This is a genomic window from Pseudomonas sp. Pseusp10, from assembly GCF_059492225.1.
This window is the reverse complement of the sequence record NZ_CP168528.1, coordinates 3,990,876-4,006,212: the sequence shown is the minus strand read 5'-3', so window position 1 is coordinate 4,006,212 and position 15,337 is coordinate 3,990,876. Positions and strand designations below refer to the sequence as shown.

Annotated in this window: 19 protein-coding genes and 2 pseudogenes; 7 read left to right on the top strand and 14 right to left on the bottom strand. The window is 57.3% G+C overall.

Annotated elements, in window-relative coordinates; all coding sequences use genetic code 11:
* Window positions 1-186: 186 nt before the first annotated feature.
* Together ACEN8Z_RS18030 and ACEN8Z_RS18025 are read left to right on the top strand one after the other, a co-directional pair.
* On the top strand, window positions 187-837 hold the full coding sequence (locus ACEN8Z_RS18030; protein ID WP_007997869.1) for a hypothetical protein: 651 nt from the start codon (window positions 187-189) through the stop codon (window positions 835-837).
* Between the two features lie 420 nt (window positions 838-1,257).
* Window positions 1,258-1,684: pseudogene (locus ACEN8Z_RS18025) on the top strand (cell wall hydrolase).
* Window positions 1,685-1,779: 95 nt separating this feature from the next.
* Here ACEN8Z_RS18025 and ACEN8Z_RS18020 read toward each other — a convergent pair.
* Window positions 1,780-2,001: a hypothetical protein gene (locus ACEN8Z_RS18020; protein ID WP_495595123.1), complete on the bottom strand. Its 222-nt coding sequence runs from the start codon at window positions 1,999-2,001 to the stop codon at window positions 1,780-1,782.
* A 199-nt stretch (window positions 2,002-2,200) separates the two neighbouring features.
* On the opposite strand from ACEN8Z_RS18020, the gene ACEN8Z_RS18015 reads away from it, so the two are divergent.
* Entirely contained in the window at window positions 2,201-3,022 is an 822-nt protein-coding gene (locus ACEN8Z_RS18015; protein WP_495595122.1) for a MinD/ParA family protein, read from the top strand.
* Window positions 3,023-3,239: 217 nt separating this feature from the next.
* Window positions 3,240-3,576: pseudogene (locus ACEN8Z_RS18010) on the top strand (transglycosylase SLT domain-containing protein).
* A gap of 202 nt (window positions 3,577-3,778) precedes the next feature.
* On the opposite strand, the gene ACEN8Z_RS18005 reads toward ACEN8Z_RS18010, so the two are convergent.
* Window positions 3,779-3,973 carry a hypothetical protein gene (locus ACEN8Z_RS18005; protein WP_007997859.1) on the bottom strand — a complete coding sequence of 65 codons (195 nt, stop codon included), beginning with the start codon at window positions 3,971-3,973 and terminating at the stop codon, window positions 3,779-3,781.
* 92 nt (window positions 3,974-4,065) lie between these two features.
* A complete protein-coding gene (locus tag ACEN8Z_RS18000; RefSeq protein WP_495595121.1) occupies window positions 4,066-4,908 on the bottom strand; it encodes an NAD(P)H-binding protein in 843 nt (280 codons plus the stop codon).
* A 179-nt stretch (window positions 4,909-5,087) separates the two neighbouring features.
* Here ACEN8Z_RS18000 and ACEN8Z_RS17995 point away from each other — a divergent pair, with 179 nt between their 5' ends.
* Entirely contained in the window at window positions 5,088-5,735 is a 648-nt protein-coding gene (locus ACEN8Z_RS17995) for a TetR/AcrR family transcriptional regulator (RefSeq protein WP_495595120.1), read from the top strand.
* A gap of 258 nt (window positions 5,736-5,993) precedes the next feature.
* On the opposite strand, the gene ACEN8Z_RS17990 is transcribed toward ACEN8Z_RS17995, so the two are convergent.
* The 6 genes from ACEN8Z_RS17990 to ACEN8Z_RS17965 form a co-directional block, all read right to left on the bottom strand.
* A complete protein-coding gene (locus tag ACEN8Z_RS17990) occupies window positions 5,994-6,224 on the bottom strand; it encodes a hypothetical protein (RefSeq protein WP_057714650.1) in 231 nt (76 codons plus the stop codon).
* Window positions 6,225-6,353: 129 nt separating this feature from the next.
* Window positions 6,354-6,575, bottom strand: a complete 222-nt coding sequence (locus ACEN8Z_RS17985; RefSeq protein WP_495595119.1) for a hypothetical protein — start codon at window positions 6,573-6,575, stop codon at window positions 6,354-6,356.
* A 126-nt stretch (window positions 6,576-6,701) separates the two neighbouring features.
* Window positions 6,702-7,781, bottom strand: coding sequence for a molybdenum ABC transporter ATP-binding protein (gene modC / locus ACEN8Z_RS17980; RefSeq protein ID WP_495595118.1), 1,080 nt, complete (start codon window positions 7,779-7,781; stop codon window positions 6,702-6,704).
* Window positions 7,782-7,784: 3 nt separating this feature from the next.
* A complete protein-coding gene (modB, locus tag ACEN8Z_RS17975; protein ID WP_108228207.1) occupies window positions 7,785-8,465 on the bottom strand; it encodes a molybdate ABC transporter permease subunit in 681 nt (226 codons plus the stop codon).
* The gene (gene modA / locus ACEN8Z_RS17970) at window positions 8,466-9,233 is read right to left on the bottom strand and encodes a molybdate ABC transporter substrate-binding protein (RefSeq protein ID WP_495595117.1); all 768 of its coding nucleotides are present in this window, start codon (window positions 9,231-9,233) and stop codon (window positions 8,466-8,468) included.
* Window positions 9,234-9,358: 125 nt separating this feature from the next.
* Window positions 9,359-10,426: an NAD(P)H-dependent flavin oxidoreductase gene (locus tag ACEN8Z_RS17965; protein ID WP_495595116.1), complete on the bottom strand. Its 1,068-nt coding sequence runs from the start codon at window positions 10,424-10,426 to the stop codon at window positions 9,359-9,361.
* Between the two features lie 213 nt (window positions 10,427-10,639).
* Between ACEN8Z_RS17965 and acuI the strand changes: the two genes are divergently transcribed.
* A complete protein-coding gene (gene acuI / locus ACEN8Z_RS17960) occupies window positions 10,640-11,623 on the top strand; it encodes an acrylyl-CoA reductase (NADPH) (RefSeq protein WP_495595115.1) in 984 nt (327 codons plus the stop codon).
* On the opposite strand, the gene ada is transcribed toward acuI, so the two are convergent.
* The 5 genes from ada to ACEN8Z_RS17935 form a co-directional block, all read right to left on the bottom strand.
* Complete coding sequence (gene ada, locus ACEN8Z_RS17955; protein ID WP_495595114.1) at window positions 11,624-12,688, bottom strand: bifunctional DNA-binding transcriptional regulator/O6-methylguanine-DNA methyltransferase Ada; 1,065 nt, start codon at window positions 12,686-12,688, stop codon at window positions 11,624-11,626. It lies immediately after the preceding gene.
* Between the two features lie 87 nt (window positions 12,689-12,775).
* The gene (alkB, locus tag ACEN8Z_RS17950) at window positions 12,776-13,456 is read right to left on the bottom strand and encodes a DNA oxidative demethylase AlkB (protein WP_495595113.1); all 681 of its coding nucleotides are present in this window, start codon (window positions 13,454-13,456) and stop codon (window positions 12,776-12,778) included.
* Entirely contained in the window at window positions 13,446-14,150 is a 705-nt protein-coding gene (locus ACEN8Z_RS17945; RefSeq protein ID WP_495595112.1) for a 2OG-Fe(II) oxygenase, read from the bottom strand. Before ACEN8Z_RS17945 ends, alkB begins: the two co-directional genes overlap by 11 nt.
* Window positions 14,151-14,267: 117 nt before the next feature.
* Window positions 14,268-14,435, bottom strand: a complete 168-nt coding sequence (locus ACEN8Z_RS17940) for a hypothetical protein (protein WP_007997834.1) — start codon at window positions 14,433-14,435, stop codon at window positions 14,268-14,270.
* Between the two features lie 37 nt (window positions 14,436-14,472).
* A complete protein-coding gene (locus tag ACEN8Z_RS17935; RefSeq protein ID WP_007900033.1) occupies window positions 14,473-14,775 on the bottom strand; it encodes a DUF1883 domain-containing protein in 303 nt (100 codons plus the stop codon).
* Between the two features lie 201 nt (window positions 14,776-14,976).
* On the opposite strand from ACEN8Z_RS17935, the gene ACEN8Z_RS17930 reads away from it, so the two are divergent.
* Window positions 14,977-15,333: a hypothetical protein gene (locus ACEN8Z_RS17930; protein WP_495595111.1), complete on the top strand. Its 357-nt coding sequence runs from the start codon at window positions 14,977-14,979 to the stop codon at window positions 15,331-15,333.
* Window positions 15,334-15,337: the final 4 nt, after the last annotated feature.

Below are 15,337 nucleotides of genomic sequence, written 5' to 3'. Positions count from 1 at the left end.
ATAGTATGCCGTCATCACTGACTCGCTGGGCGAGTCGCTCTCTCTTGTAATACCAAATTATTTAGTTGCTTCAATCAATGCGAACTTGGTCGTGCAGGCGCAATTAATCAATTAATTCGCATGCCTGGGGCATGGTCAATTTGCACTGCCGCAATAAGTGGAGATGTAATCTTGGATATTAATACAATGATCGGCCTGATCGGCCAGAAAGAATCCATGGAGTTTTTGCGTTTAGGCGTAGTGTACGTTCACCTGTTGGCTTGCTGCGTAGCTATCGGACTGGTGTTTGCCAGTGATGCCGCAATGGTCAAGGACTTACTGAAAGGTCGTGTGTCGTCGGGGCACGACAATGAACATATGGCCAGTCTTCAGAAGTCTGTTGCCAATGCGTTGATATTCTTGTGGGTGACTGGGGCCGCGATTATAGGTATTGATTACCTTGATAAAGGCATGAACTATTTTGCCAATCCGAAACTTCAAGCCAAAGTCATTATTGTATTGTTGCTGACATTCAACGGCATGTTGTTACACCGTTATGTATTGCCGGCAATGCTGAAGGCCGGGTCGCTGCTTGATCTTAAGGTCAATGTGCGAATGTTTGCCCTGTTCTCTGGCGCACTGTCGGGCGTGTCCTGGCTGTATGCCGCCATGCTCGGTGTCGGTCGACCGCTGGCCTGGAAGTATTCGCTCACCGAGTTGCTGATGGCCTATCCGGTGTTGATCGTGCTCGGCTTTGCGATGATGGTGGCGCTGACTCAGTGGGCGCGTAAACGCAACGAAGCAGCGCCAGTTCAAGAGACTTCGTGGCTGTTTGCGGGTATTCCTGCGCTGCGCTGAGCTGACGAAAATCCAGGTAAAGACGGGTAAAACCGTTTGACCTTTGAAACATCAGACCCCCTCCTGGCGAGGGGGTTTTTTGTGCGTGTGGGAAACAGGAGTCAAAGAAAACCGGCTCGATTGGCTAATGCCAGTCAGTTAAGCGGTAATGCGATCTGTAGCAGCTGCCGAGCCCGCGAGGCTGCGTTCGGCTGCATGGCAGTCGTGAGCCCTGCTGACGCGGTCTGCCTGACGTACGGCAATGACTGATTTTACGACTGCTTCGCAGCCGAACGCAGCCTCGCGGGCTCGGCAGCTGCTACAAAGGGTGTCGCGGCTGAAATTGCTTGACTGACTGGCATTAGGCATAGCTTCCTCCCGATTTGAACAACCATTTATCGCCCGCTGATCGCGGGCTTTTTTTTCGCCTGGAGAAAAGTGATGACCGAAGCCGAGAAGGACCGCGACATCCTCGCCCGGACGTTGTGGGGCGAGGCCCGCGGCGAATTGCTGGCCAGCCAGATCGCCGTGGCCTGGACCATCCGCAACCGCGTGAATGACGGCAAGGTCAAATCGTGTGGAGGGGCTATGTCGGCGTATGCCAGAAGCCTACCCGTTCAGTTTCTGGAGCATGGGCGACCCGAACATCCAAAAACGAATAACACAATCAGCGACGAAGGCGGACCTTCTCCCAGCTGCGGTCAACGTAAAACGACCCCGTGTCACCCCGAAGGGAATAAAGCGTGGCTCTGTAGAAGGCTGTCCGGCGAGAGCAGTACAGTCCACGCAGTTTTCGGTAAGCCCATTTCCATCCGTGCTTAGGTTCGGTGCTCATATTTTTCCTAGGTCAGTATCATCCATTCCCTGATGGTAGCTCGGGGGGAACGGATGTCAAACGATTGACATCAGGCGTCAAAACTATGGTTTAGAGCGGTTGCATTTATTTTTCCTGAAAAGAGAATGTTAAGTGCACAAGTTGCAGCAGTAAACGCGCGCCCGACTTGCCCCCGCGATGAGTTCTTCGTTCTTGTCGATCGTTTGAAGGGCGCCGCGGATATTGCCGCCGACCTCGGCCGCTCCGCGATGCTCAACACAAAGCGTGAGCACCATGGTGGCAGCCTCTAGGGCGAACTGGTTTTCGTTGATCTTGAACGGAACGGAAGGGAGCAGGTCTGAAGCCGGCATAGGCGATTAGTCGGCGGATGAGGGCATCGCAGCAGTGGCAGTTCTGGTTCGCGTGATTGCCATGTAGTGGGTTACAGCGTTTCTAGTGATCCTGTGATACAGCCAGGGGCCATGTGTCTGTACTTTTCAGTTAACATTGCGTATCTAGGGATAGTTAGCGACTACTCGCACGCGTTGCACATGGAAGGGAATCAATAACATGGATGGTGTGCGTTCTGTACAAGTTATCGCCGTGACCGGCGGAAAGGGCGGCGTCGGCAAGTCGACTGTGGCTGTGAATCTTTCATTGGCGCTGGCGAAACTTGGAAGGCGAGTCGTATTGCTTGATGGCGATTTTGGCTTGGCGAATATCGATGTCCTGTTGGGGCTTTCCCCGCAGTACACGCTTGCCGATTTAATCGAAGGTCGCTGTGAGCTATCCGATGTACTTTTGAACGGTCCGGGCGGGATACGAATCGTCCCCGCGGCTTCAGGCCTCCAGAGCATGGTGCATTTGTCTCCGGCTCAGCATGCAGGCCTGATCCAGGCCTTCAGTGAAATCGGTGACAGTCTCGATGTGCTGGTGATTGACACGGCTGCTGGTATCGGCGCGTCGGTGGTCAGTCTCGTCCGGGCGGCCCACGAAGTCTTGCTGGTGGTCTGCGACGAACCGACCTCGATCACCGATGCCTACGCACTGATCAAACTGCTTAATCGTGATTACGGAATGGACCGTTTCCGGGTGCTGGTCAATATGGAGCAGAGCCCGAAGGAAGGTCAGGTGCTGTTCGCTAAATTGGCCAAAGTCACCGATCGCTTCCTCGACGTAACCCTGCGGTATGTGGGAGCGGTTCCGTACGATGAATGTGCGCGTAGGGCAGTGCAGAAGCAGCGTGCAGTCTACGAACACTTTCCGCGCTCCAAGTGCGCCCAAGCATTTCAGGAAATCGCTTTGAAGGTCGACGCTTGGCCTTTGCCGGCTACCCCCAGAGGGCATATGGAGTTCTTCGTTGACCAACTCGTCCATAATTCGAGAAGGTGACACTTTGTAGCAGCTGCCGAGCCCGCGAGGCTGCGTTCGGCTGCGAAGCAGTCGTAAATCAGTCATTGCGGTACGTCAGGCAGGCCGCGTCAGCTGGACTCACGACTGCTATGCAGCCGAACGCAGCCTCGCGGGCTCGGCAGCTGCTACAGATCGCATTACCGCTTTACTGACTGGCATTAGGCACTTTATGCCCTTGTTTTTTTGAGAGGGATGGATGAAACAAGGACAAGTTTTGTTGTTGGCTTTGTTGTTTATGTTTTTGACCGGTTGCACGACTACGCCACCAAAAGATCAGGACAATCTCTGCAGTATTTACCGTGAATATCCCGACAGGTATGAGGACTCGCTAGAGATGCAGAGTGAATTCGGGACACCTACAATCAGTACCTGGCTTATCACGAGGGGCGTGGGGCTATAGCCGTAATTCCTATCGCAGTAAACCCTGGCTGATGCAGGTTGCCCAGAAAGTGCAAAAGCAGTCAGAAATCTACAGCGCCCAACTCAAGCAGTGTCGCCAGGAGCTGGAAGATGATCGTAGTGGGTGGTTTTAGCGCGGAAAACGATTGGATTTGTCCAAAAGGGTAATTAACCCGACGTAAAACTGAACGACCAACGCTCCTCAAGGTGCATTCAACGCCATCGATTCCGTCGTCGGGTGTTATCTGAAATCAAGGGCTTGCAAGCGAAAGCTGATGTAAGCCCTTGTTTGTTTCTGCTCCATTGTTTCTATCTTGATCATGCTTGCCTGATGCTTCAGGACGCCGGGTCTGCCTTGCGGCGATCGCTGCCGGCCGGGTTGCCGATATTGATCAGCCTTCTTTCCAGCAGTACGTTTTCCAAGGCCTGGCGGTCTGACGGGTTCATTTGATGTTCTCGCTCCTTGAGTTCCAACAGGATCGGGGTCGACCACTGGCGGTAGGTTTGTTCGGCACTACGATTGAGTGACATGGGTTCCTCCTTGATCGGGCTCCTGCCAATTAAGGCGCCGCAGTTCGATACGCAAAAAACCCTAGTCGACGAAGCTTGTTCTCGCCACTGCTTTACGTCGGGCTTCCATTTCCCCAGATGCCCGCAGCGGCAGTGCGCTGTACATAGTCGCTGAAGTCACGCGCCGGCCGCCCCAGTGCCCGCTGTACGCCATCGGTCACGGGGGTGTTGCGGCCGTCGAGCACAGTCGTGAAGAGGTACAACACCAGATCAATGAAGTCCGGAGGAAGTTGTTCCTGTTCCAATGCCTGTCGATAGGCGTCCGGCGGTATGGCGACGAATTGAATGTTACGCCGGGTGGAGCGGGCAATCTCGGTCACGGCTGCAGCAAAGGTCAACGCCCGAGGGCCGGTCAATTCATAGAGCTGGTCAGTGTGTCCGGGTTGGGTCATTGCCGCGACGGCACACTCGGCAATGTCTTCTGCATCGACAAAGGGCTCGGCGACCTGGTCGACGGGGAGTACGAGTTCACCTTGCAGAATGGGCTCAAGAAAGTGTGCCTCGCTGAAATTCTGGCAGAACCAACTGGCCCGCAGAATCGTCCAGTCAATCCCGCTGTTCTGTATGACACGTTCGGCCTGTTCCGCTTCGACCTCTCCGCGCCCGGATAACAAAACCAATTTGCGGACGCCGCTTTTCACCGCCAGGTCGGTGAACGCCTGGATGGTTTCAAGGGCGCCTGGAACGGCGAGATCAGGTTGAAAGGAAATGTAGACGCAATGAACGCCATCTATCACGGCATCCCAGGTTGATCGATCTTCCCAGTCGAAGGGGGGATTCGCATCGCGGGAACCTCGGCGAACGGGCAGACCCGCCGCTTCGAGTCGTTGTGTGATTCGCCGTCCGGTTTTGCCGGTGGCGCCGAGGACCAGCGTGATTGGTTGGGCAGTTTTCATTGCGTTCATCTCCATCGGTTAATGTGAGTGATGCTCATGTTTAAAAGATGATAGATGCTCATGTTTTTCCGTCAAGCCATCAGACCGAATTCCCCGACGTGTGGACATCTGTTATTGGGCGTGGGGAGTGGCGATGCTAAGGTGAGTACATGTCACGTTATTGATCGGGAAATTCGCTCGTGCGCAAAAAGCCCTCTGAAACCCTCGAACGGCCTGCTGCAGAAGCTGTTCGACGTAATCCCACGCAACAGCGCAGTCGCGATCGTCAGGAGCGGATTCTGACAGTGGCGACTCAATTGATTGCGGATAAGGGCAGCGATCAACTCAAGATGAGTGAAATCGCCGAGCGCTCCGAGATCTCGATCGGTTCCCTTTATCAGTACTTCCCCGACAAGAGTTCCGTCATCCGTACGCTGGCCGAGCGCTACAACGCTGAGAGCCGTCGTTGCATTAAAGAAGCAATGGAGGCTGTCGAGGATGCCCAGGGATTGCGGGCAGCCTACTCGCAGTTGCTCGATCTGTATTACGAGATCGTGATGGCGACACCGGTGATGCGTGACATCTGGTCCGGTATGCAGGCCGACAAGCAGTTATTGCAGCTGGAACTGGAGGAAAGCCGGGTGGCGGGGGGGCTGCTAGCCCAGGCCATGCTTCGCGTATTTCCGGAAAGCGATGAGCAACAGGTTCAGGAATCCGCGTTTTTGATCTGGCACCTGGGCGAGGCGACCATGCGCCTGGCGGTCACTTGTGCGCCAGAGGAAGGGCGAGCACTGGTCGAGGCGTTCAAGCGCATGTCCCTGCGCGAAGTTATGGAGCCCAGGTGCTAATGCCAGTCAGTTAAGCAATTTCAGCCGCGACACCCTTTGTAGCAGCTGCCTAGCGGGCTCGGCAGCTGCTACAGATCGCATTAGCGCTTAACTGATCGGCATTAGTTCGATTGGATTTGGGCAACAAAAAAACCAGCATCGGGCCGGGTCGTGGGAGAGGGTTGAAGTCAATCAGGCAGCCAGACGCACGGAAACGTCACCGTCACTGATCATGCAGCCCGAATCGGGCCTGTCCTCGCACCGCAGATCCGTGGCGGATCATCTGAACCGAGGCAGAGGCCGGTCGACAGGTTTGAGTGACGACAGTGTGTGCCGGATCAGCGGCGTGTCCTTCTCGATGTCGTTCAGGCGATCACGAATTCTGAGGGCGGTAGGATGCCCGCCTTGATGATCGACCCAGTCGGCGATTTCCTTGCAGGCGGCGGCCAGGCGGGCCTGACGGGAGTCCAGCAAGGTGAGCAGGGTGGTGATGGACTCTTTTTCGGACATGGGAAACACCTCCGTTCAAGAAACCTGGTCGTGGCAGTAAAAAGCCCGCCTGGGGCGAGCTTTCTGCTGGAAGGGTTACTGATCCTTCAGCCATTTCAGTATAGACCCGTTAAAAAATGCTGACGCTGGTCAACATTGTCGGGCTGTCACTTGTGATTTAGCGTTCAACTGGCGGCAAACACGCATGGCGTCTTCTTCAACATCATAGCCATCTCCAATAAAGCCCAAGGTGCGGGTATCGGCGATGCGATACCAGACCGCGGCTTCCGGTGGCAGGTGGTCATGTTCACCCGCACGGCGGCCATGGATGATGATCTTGTTGCAACGCTTCACGACGAAAATGTCTTCCATGGCGTCTCCGCAGCTGATTCGTGTTCAGTTCAACTATAGAAGCCATTGGTGATCGTGCAAAAAATAGGCAAGTTAATTCGTCGGTTCAGGCGCGGACCTCTGTCCGGTGCAGTCGTGTCGCCGGATTTACGCCAGCACTGCAACCGCTTTTATTTGTGCCCAGAGTTGCTGACCAGGATGGACGTTCAGTTGATCGCGAGAATATCGCGTGATCCGCGCCAGCAGTGGCGTGCCTGCGGCGTCCAGGCGAATCAGCACATGGGCGGCGTTGTCGGCGTTCATTTCACTGACGACAGTGACCGGCAGGCGATTGAGAATGCTGCTTTGCCCGGCGCTGTGCAGGCTAAGGCTCACATCCCGCGCCTGGACCTTGCAGCGCAGTGCGTGGCCCGCGTCCAGCGGCGAGTGCGGCACACGTATGTTGAGGGTCGTGTCGGGCAACTGCAGGCTCAGCAATTGATAGTCTGCGTCATAGGCGCTGACGCGACCTTCGATCACCACGCCGGCGTCATCCCCCATGGCCAGAGGCAAGTCGAGGCGCGCCAGGGTTTGGCCGATCGGGCCGCTGGCCAGTGCCTTGCCGTTGCTGAGCAACACGATATGGTCGGCCAGCCGCGCGACCTCATCCTGGGAGTGGCTGACGTACAGCACCGGGATGTCGAGTTCGTCGTGCAGGCGTTGCAAGTAGGGCAGGATTTCACTTTTACGCTGGGCATCCAGCGCCGCCAGTGGTTCGTCCATCAACAGCAGTTTCGGGCTGGTGAGCAAGGCGCGGGCCATGCCGACGCGCTGTCGCTCGCCACCCGAAAGGTGTTGTGGGTGTCGGTCGAGCAAATGGCTGATACCCAGCAATTCGGTGGCGTGGGCCATGTCGACCCGGCGCTGAGGCTTGGGGATGCGCTTGAGGCCGAACTCCAGGTTGGCCAGCACTGACAGGTGAGGAAACAGGCTGGCCTCCTGGAACACGTAGCCCAGTGCGCGTTTGTGCGGCGCGACGAAAATCTTGTTTTCGCTGTCTTGCCAGACTTCATCGTTGACCTGGATAAAGCCTTGATCGGCCCGTTCCAGGCCGGCGATGCAGCGCAGGCAAGTGGTCTTGCCCGAGCCGGAATGACCGTAAAGCGCGGTGACGCCACGGCCCGGCAGCTGCAGGTCGACGTCCAGGGCAAAGCCCGAATAACCCAGTTTCAGACGCATTTGAATCATCGGTCAGCTCCAGCCCGCTTTGGTTTTACGGCTGGAGTACAGCGCCAGCAGAACGGCAAACGAGAACACCAGCATCGCCCCGGCCAGCCAATGGGCCTGGGCGTATTCCATGGCTTCGACGTGATCGTAGATCTGCACCGAGACCACCCGGGTCTTTTCGGGAATGTTGCCGCCAATCATCAGCACCACGCCGAACTCGCCGACGGTGTGGGCGAAACCGAGAATCGCCGCGGTAATGAACCCGGGGCGGGCCAGGGGCAGCGTCACGCTGAAAAAGCTGTCCCAGGGATTGGCCCGTAACGTCGCGGCCACTTCGAGAGGGCGTGTGCCGATCGCGGAAAAAGCGTTTTGCAGCGGTTGGACGACAAACGGCATCGAATACAACACCGAGCCGATGACCAGCCCTGCAAAACTGAAAGTGAGGGTGCCAAGGCCGAGTGATTGGCTGAGCTGGCCGATGTACCCGTGAGGGCCGAGTGCCAGCAATAGATAAAAACCAATCACCGTCGGTGGCAGCACCAGAGGCAGGGCGACAATCGCCCCGACCGGGCCGCGCAACCAGGAGCGGGTGCGCGACAGCCATAACGCAATCGGAGTGCCGACAATCAGCAGGATGACGGTCGTCAGAGACGCCAGTTTCAGGGTCAGCCAGATGGCGGAAAAGTCGGCACTCGATAGCGACATTTAGATTTCGTAACCGTAGGACTTGATGACAGCTGCCGCTTTCGGCCCCTTGAGGTAGTCAACCAGTGCCTTGGCGGCCGGGTTGTCCTTGCCCTTGTTGAGAATCACGGCGTCCTGTTTGATCGGGTCGTGCAGGCTGGCCGGAACGATCCAGGCCGAACCGCTGGTGATCTTGCCGTCCTTGTAGATCTGCGACAGGGCGACGAATCCCAGCTCGGCGTTGCCAGTGGAGACGAACTGGTAGGCCTGGGTGATGTTCTGGCCTTCAACGATCTTGTCTTTGACCTTGTCGCTCAGACCTTCCTTGGCCAACACCTGGGTAGCCGCCAGGCCATAAGGCGCAGCTTTCGGGTTGGCGATGGACAGGTGCTGGTAATCGTTCTTTTTCAGTACATCGCCCTTGGCATCGACATAACCTTCTTTGGCCGACCACAGTGCCAGCGTGCCGACCGCGTAGGTGAAACGCGAACCCTTGACGGTGTCGCCTTCGGCTTCAAGTTTTTTCGGAGTGCTGTCGTCTGCCGAGAGGAACACTTCGAACGGCGCGCCGTTTTTGATCTGGGTGTAGAACTGGCCGGTGGCGCCAAAGGAGGTCACCAGTTTATGCCCGGTGTCTTTTTCGAAATCAGCGGCGATGGCCTGGATGGGTGCGGTGAAGTTGGCAGCGACAGCTACCTGGACTTCGTCCGCCTGGGCTGAGCCGAAGGCGAATGCGGCGATAAGGCTCGCCAGGCAGGCAGGGGCAAAACGTGAGGCACGAATGGTCATGAAACGGCTCCGTTAAAGGCAATTGCAGCAGGGGGTGAATCGTTATGTACAGAAATATATAGCGAATTGCCTTTAAACGGAATGTGCTGTCACAAAATTGTATACAATTTTAACGCAAGTGATGCTCAGGGGCGACCTAGCAGCCTCGCTAACCCTTCATCAGCCAGTTTTCGAGTCAGTGCCTCGGTGGTCAATTCGACCCCGAGGGTAAATGCCTGACCGGCCCAGAGGTTGCTGAAGTCCGCTTCACCTTTGACCCGCAAAGGCATCAGTGCGCCACCGGCAAGGGGGAAGGCCGGAGCCTTGGCGCTCATGGGCCCCAGTTCGCGCATCACCCTATTCAGGATGCCCCGGGCCGGGCGACCGGTGAACACGTTGGTGACGGCCGTCTCGCTTTCCCTGGCGGTGCGCAACGCTTTGTGATGGGACGGGCTGACCTTGGCCTCTGGCGTGAACAGGTACGCCGTACCCACCTGTACCGCCGAAGCGCCCAGCATGAAGGCGGCGGCGACGCCACGTGCGTCAGCGATGCCGCCGGCGGCAATCACGGGCACTTTCACCGCATCGACGACTTGGGGCACCAGGGCGAAAGTGCCCACCTGACTGCTCAGGTCATCACTGAGAAACATCCCGCGATGGCCTCCCGCTTCGTAGCCCATGGCAATGATTGCGTCGCAGCCATGCTGCTCAAGCCACACGGCTTCTTCGACGGTGGTGGCCGAGGACAACACTTTCGCACCGGTGGCCTTCACCCGGTCGAGCAGGGATTTTTCCGGCAGGCCAAAGTGAAAGCTCACCACTTCAGGGCGAAACGCTTCGACCACTTCACAGGCCGCGTTATCGAACGGTGCCCGGTTGGAAACGGGCGTTGGCGCATCGAAGTCGACGTCGAGTTCCTGGTAGTAGGGTTGCAGCAGGTTTTTCCAGTCCTGCGCGCGTTGCTCATCAGGGGCTGGAGTTTGATGACAGAAAAAATTGACGTTGATCGGGCGCTGGGTGTGTTGGCGGATCGTTTTCAGCTCTTCGCGCAGTTGATCGGTGCTGAGCATAGCCGCTGGCATCGAACCCAGGCCGCCTGCATTGCTGGCTGCAATCACCATGGCCGAGTTTGTGGCACCGGCCATCGGCCCCTGAATGATCGGCAGTTCGATCCCGAGCAGGTCAAGAATGCGGGTATCTGGCCATTGGTTCATGTGCTGTGTTCTCCGACGTTGAATCCGGGCAGGGTCGCTAGAACAGGATTTGTAACGCAACGACTGGCGCAAGGCCAGTCGTCATTTCAGTTCGCCAGGCTTTCTTCAGCGCCCCATGTGTTGGCTGATTGGCTTAAAGTCGAGTACGACAATCGGTTGCCATGTGTTATTTCAAATGCACCACCACCAGACTGATTCCATTGAGAGGCCGTAATGTTCAAAGGTATTTTGATCGACAAAGACGACAGCGGTTACCGGGCCACACTGCAGGAGATCCAGGACGATCAGTTACCCGAGGGTGATGTCACGGTGCGTGTTGCCTACAGCACGCTGAACTTCAAGGATGGCCTGGCGATCACTGGCAGCAGCCCGGTGGTGCGCAAATTCCCGATGGTGCCGGGCATCGACCTGGCCGGTGTCGTCGAAGTCAGCGGGCATCCGGACTACAAGGTCGGTGATCAGGTCCTGCTCAATGGCTGGGGCGTGGGTGAAGGGCATTGGGGTGGATTGGCGCAGAAGGCTCGCCTGAACGGCGACTGGCTGATTCCATTACCCAAGGCATTCACCGCCGCCCAGGCGATGGCCATCGGTACGGCGGGCTACACGGCCATGCTGTGCATCCTGGCTCTGGAACATAACGGTGTGACGCCTGAGCAGGGCGAAATCCTGGTCACCGGCGCCAACGGCGGCGTTGGCAGTTTCGCCATCGCGTTGCTGAGCAAGCTCGGCTACCGGGTGGTGGCTTCCACCGGACGCATCTCGGAGCATGACTACCTGAAGCAACTGGGCGCTGGCGAAATCATCGACCGTGCCACGCTGTCCGAGCCAGGCAAGCCGTTGGCCAAGGAGCGTTGGGCGGCAGTCATCGATTCGGTCGGCAGCCACACCCTGGCCAATGCTTGCGCCAGCACCAGGGCCAATGGCACCGTCGCGGCATGCGGTCTGGCGCAAGGCATGGACTTTCCGGCGTCCGTTGCACCGTTCATCTTGCGCGGTGTGACCCTGGCCGGGATCAACAGCGTGACCCAACCCAAAGCCAAACGTGTGGAAGCCTGGAATCGCCTGGCCAAGGATCTGGACTTCAACCTGTTGCCGCTGATCAGTCACGAAATCGGCTTGAGCGAAGCCATCGACGCCGCGCCGCGCTTGCTTGCCGGGCAGTTGCGCGGGCGCGTGGTGGTGGATGTGAATCGCTGATTACGGCGACTCGCGCTCCAGCAACTGGCGTTTGCGCTCGACACCCCAGCGATAGCCCGACAGATTGCCGTCGCTGCGCACCACGCGATGGCAAGGGATCGCCACGGCCAGGTTGTTCGCGCCGCAGGCCTGAGCCACGGCGCGAACGGCTTTTGGCGAACCGATGCGCTGAGCGACATCGGCGTAGCTGGCAGTGCTGCCAACGGGTATTTCTCGCAGCGCTTGCCAGACACGCTCCTGAAACGCCGTGCCGCGTACGTCCAGAGGCAAATCAAGACCAATGGCCGGTGCCTCGATAAAGCCGACGACCCTGGCAATCAATTGCTCGAATTCATGATCGGCACCAATCAGGTTGGCGCGCCGGAATTTGTCTTGCAGATCACAAACCAGTTGGTGCGGATCATCGCCCAGCAGGATCGCGCAGACCCCGCGCTCACTCTGCGCTACCAGAATCGCGCCCAGCGAACACTGGCCGACGGCAAAACGAATGTCGTTGTTTTGACCGGCTGCGCGGTAGTCCCCGGGCTTCATTCCGAGCAGTTGGTCTGCCGCTTCATAAAACCGGCTGTTGGAGTTGAAGCCGGCGTCATACAGGGCATCCGTCACCGAACCACCGTCTGCCAGTCGCTCGCGCACCTTGCGTGAGCGATGAGCATCGGCGTAGCCCTTGGGTGTCAGGCCGGTGACGGCTTTGAACACGCGATGGAAGTGGAAGCTGCTCAGGCCCGCAGCCTCGGCCAATTCGCCCAGGGCTGGCAGTGATTCCGCGTTTTCGATCTGGCGGCATGCGGCGGACACGGTGGCGGCATGTTGCGCGGCGAGTTCGCTCTGATCTTTTGTCGCGCGTTTGCTCGGGCGATAACCCGCGGCCCGGGCCTGTTCGGCGCTATCGAAGAATTCGACATTGTGTGGTTTAGGCAAGCGCGCAAGACTGCTGGGGTTGCAGTAAATGCCTGTCGTCTTCACGGCATAAACAAACTGCCCGTCAGCCTTGGGATCACGCGCGACAACGGCGGCCCAGCGCGGATCGTTTTCAATGGTGATCTTGGTCGATTGGGTTGTCATGGCGTCATGTCCTTTGAGGGGTTGCCTGCACATTAACCATGGGGCAATTCCCACACACTCCGGCGCTTGCGGTCAAATTCGAAGTCTTTATCCGGCGGTGCGGAAGGTGAAGTTGATGCGTTGCTCGCCCAGTTTCGGATGATGGCCGTCCTTGATCGGCAACACACCGTGATAACGCAGGCGATCCACGCCACCCCAGACCACGATGTCGCCATGTAGCAGGGGAACGCGCTGACTTTTGTCGCTGCGTTTAAAGCCGCCGAACAGGAACATCGCCGGCAAACCCAGCGATACCGAAACGATGGGGGCTGCGTAGGAATGTTCGTCTTTATCTTGATGCAATGACATTTTTGCCCCGGGGATGTAGCGGTTGATCAGGCAGGAGTCCGGCACAAAATCGGTGAAACCCGCTGCCAGTGCCGCCGCTTGTGCCAGTTGAAGAAACACCTCGGGCATTCCTGGCCAGGGCTGACCGGTTTGTGGATCGTGGCGGGTGTAGCGATAACCGCTGCGGTCAGTGGTCCAGCCGAATGTGCCACAACTGCTCAGGGCGACCGACATGGTGAAGCCGCCAGGCGTGACCATCTGCCGAAACGGCGCGGCCGTCAGCACTGCCTCCAGGGCGGGTAGCAGGCGCTCCAGCCAGGGCAGGGCAAAGCCTCTGAGCACGTATGACTGTTCGCCGATCTGCTCGCACCTGGGCTGTTGCTCGGGCTCTGCATCGGTAAACAGATCGAAAGTCAGTGGATTCATGGGCTCATGACGCATCGTGAAAGATGATTCCAAGGGTATGCCGTTTGCCGCTGTGCAGGCGACTCACGCCGTGACGCAGGGTCACTCGGTAGTAACCGCGAGTCCCTTCGACCGGACGCTGGTTGACCGCAAAGATCAACCCGTCACCTTTCTTCAGACCTATTACCATCGGGCGTGACTGCATTCGCGGGCGCTGTTCAGTCAGGACAAATTCGCCACCGGTGAAGTCGTTATCCGGGTCCGACAGCAGAATCGCCACTTGCAGCGGAAAAACGTGCTCACCGTACAGATCCTGGTGCAAACAGTTGTAGTCCTGCGGACCATATTGCAGCAATAACGGTGTCGGACGGTTCTGACCGGCGGCATGGCAGCGTTCGATGAAGGCTTGATGAGACTCGGGAAAGCGGCTGGGCAAACCCATCTGTTCATGCCAGCGATTGGCGATAGGCACCAGTCGTGGGTAGAACGCGTTGCGCAAACGGGCCACAAGTTCCGGTAACGGGTAGCTGAAATACTTGTATTCGCCTCGACCAAATCCGTGGCGAGCCATCACGACGTGGGAGCGAAAAAGCTCTGTTCGAGGGTACAAGGCGCTGACTTGCTCACAAGCCTTGTGGCTCAACAAGGACGGGATGACGGCGTAACCGTCCTGATCAAGTTGCTGTTCCAGCCGGGGCCAGTCCAGCCTGTCCAGATATTGCTCGCTCATTGCCAGGCCTCTTGTTGTTGAGGTGGCCAGTCTGGAAGGCAAGGATGAAGCAGGCACTCCGGCGCTTGCGGTCCAATTGCGAGCGGGAGCTGACGTCCATTGTCGCCCCGGTTCGCGTTACAGCGCCTTGCTGACGCTGATTTCGCTGATGACATCGTCCTGTCCATGAATGGCATCCAGCGCCGCCTTGGCTTCTTCGGTGGTGCCGTTTTCAAGCTGGGCAAACTCGAAGCGACGCTCGCCGTTGAGTTTGTATTTGATGACGTACTTGGTCGTTTGGGCCACGGTTGTATCTGCCTGTCTGTTGTTTCAGGTTCGTTGTTCAGCTCAGTTTCGAGCTGGAACGGCGAATGATTTTGATCGAGTGAGTCAGGGTGGGTTTGCGGGTCACGCTGATAGGGCGACGGTTGACGGTATCGATCGTGATGTTCCAGAAACCGGTGCTAGGGGCGGTGATGCGGGCCGGAAACGTGTCGAATGCACCGCCGTGATAGGTGTGACGACCGCCATTTTTAAAGCTGCGGAAGTTGGCGTCGTTCATCAAACGGATGTTGCACATTTGGGAGCATTGAATGACGACAATGTCGTCTTCATTGAGGTGCTCGCGCTGATGGATAAATTTCATGAGGCGCCTCCAGAAGGGCTTTTTCTACAAAATCAAAACGATAGCATGGGCGATTGGCGCAGTTTATCAGCCCGAACGCCTTATTATCCGGCCGCTTTGACAATTAAAAACGCTTATTTCACGTTTGATGAGCGATAAAGCAGTTTGTCTCGGAGAAAAATCGCACTTGCGCTGTCCGAGGGTCTTTATTGGAGGATTTGTATGAAGTGGGGTTTGTGGTTGTTGCCGATGGCATTGACGGTGAGTGGTTGTGCGAACGTCTCGGAAATCAACGAGTCCCTGCCGACGATGAACGTGATTTCTGGCAAGAAGCCCCATGAGTACGCGCAATGTCTGAGCGAAAAGCTGGCCGAAAGCCGTGGCGCCTTGCAGATCGAGCCGCACAAGGATGGTTTGCGTGTGATCGTGCCACTCAAGTATTCCTCGGGCCCGTCTGCCGTATTCGACATTGATGAACGCTCGGGCGGCAGCAGCATCAAGCTGCATGAGAGCATGTCCAATGTCCCGGTACGTCCAATGGACGTACAGAATGCTGCCAACGAGTGCATTTCCGGCTGATAAA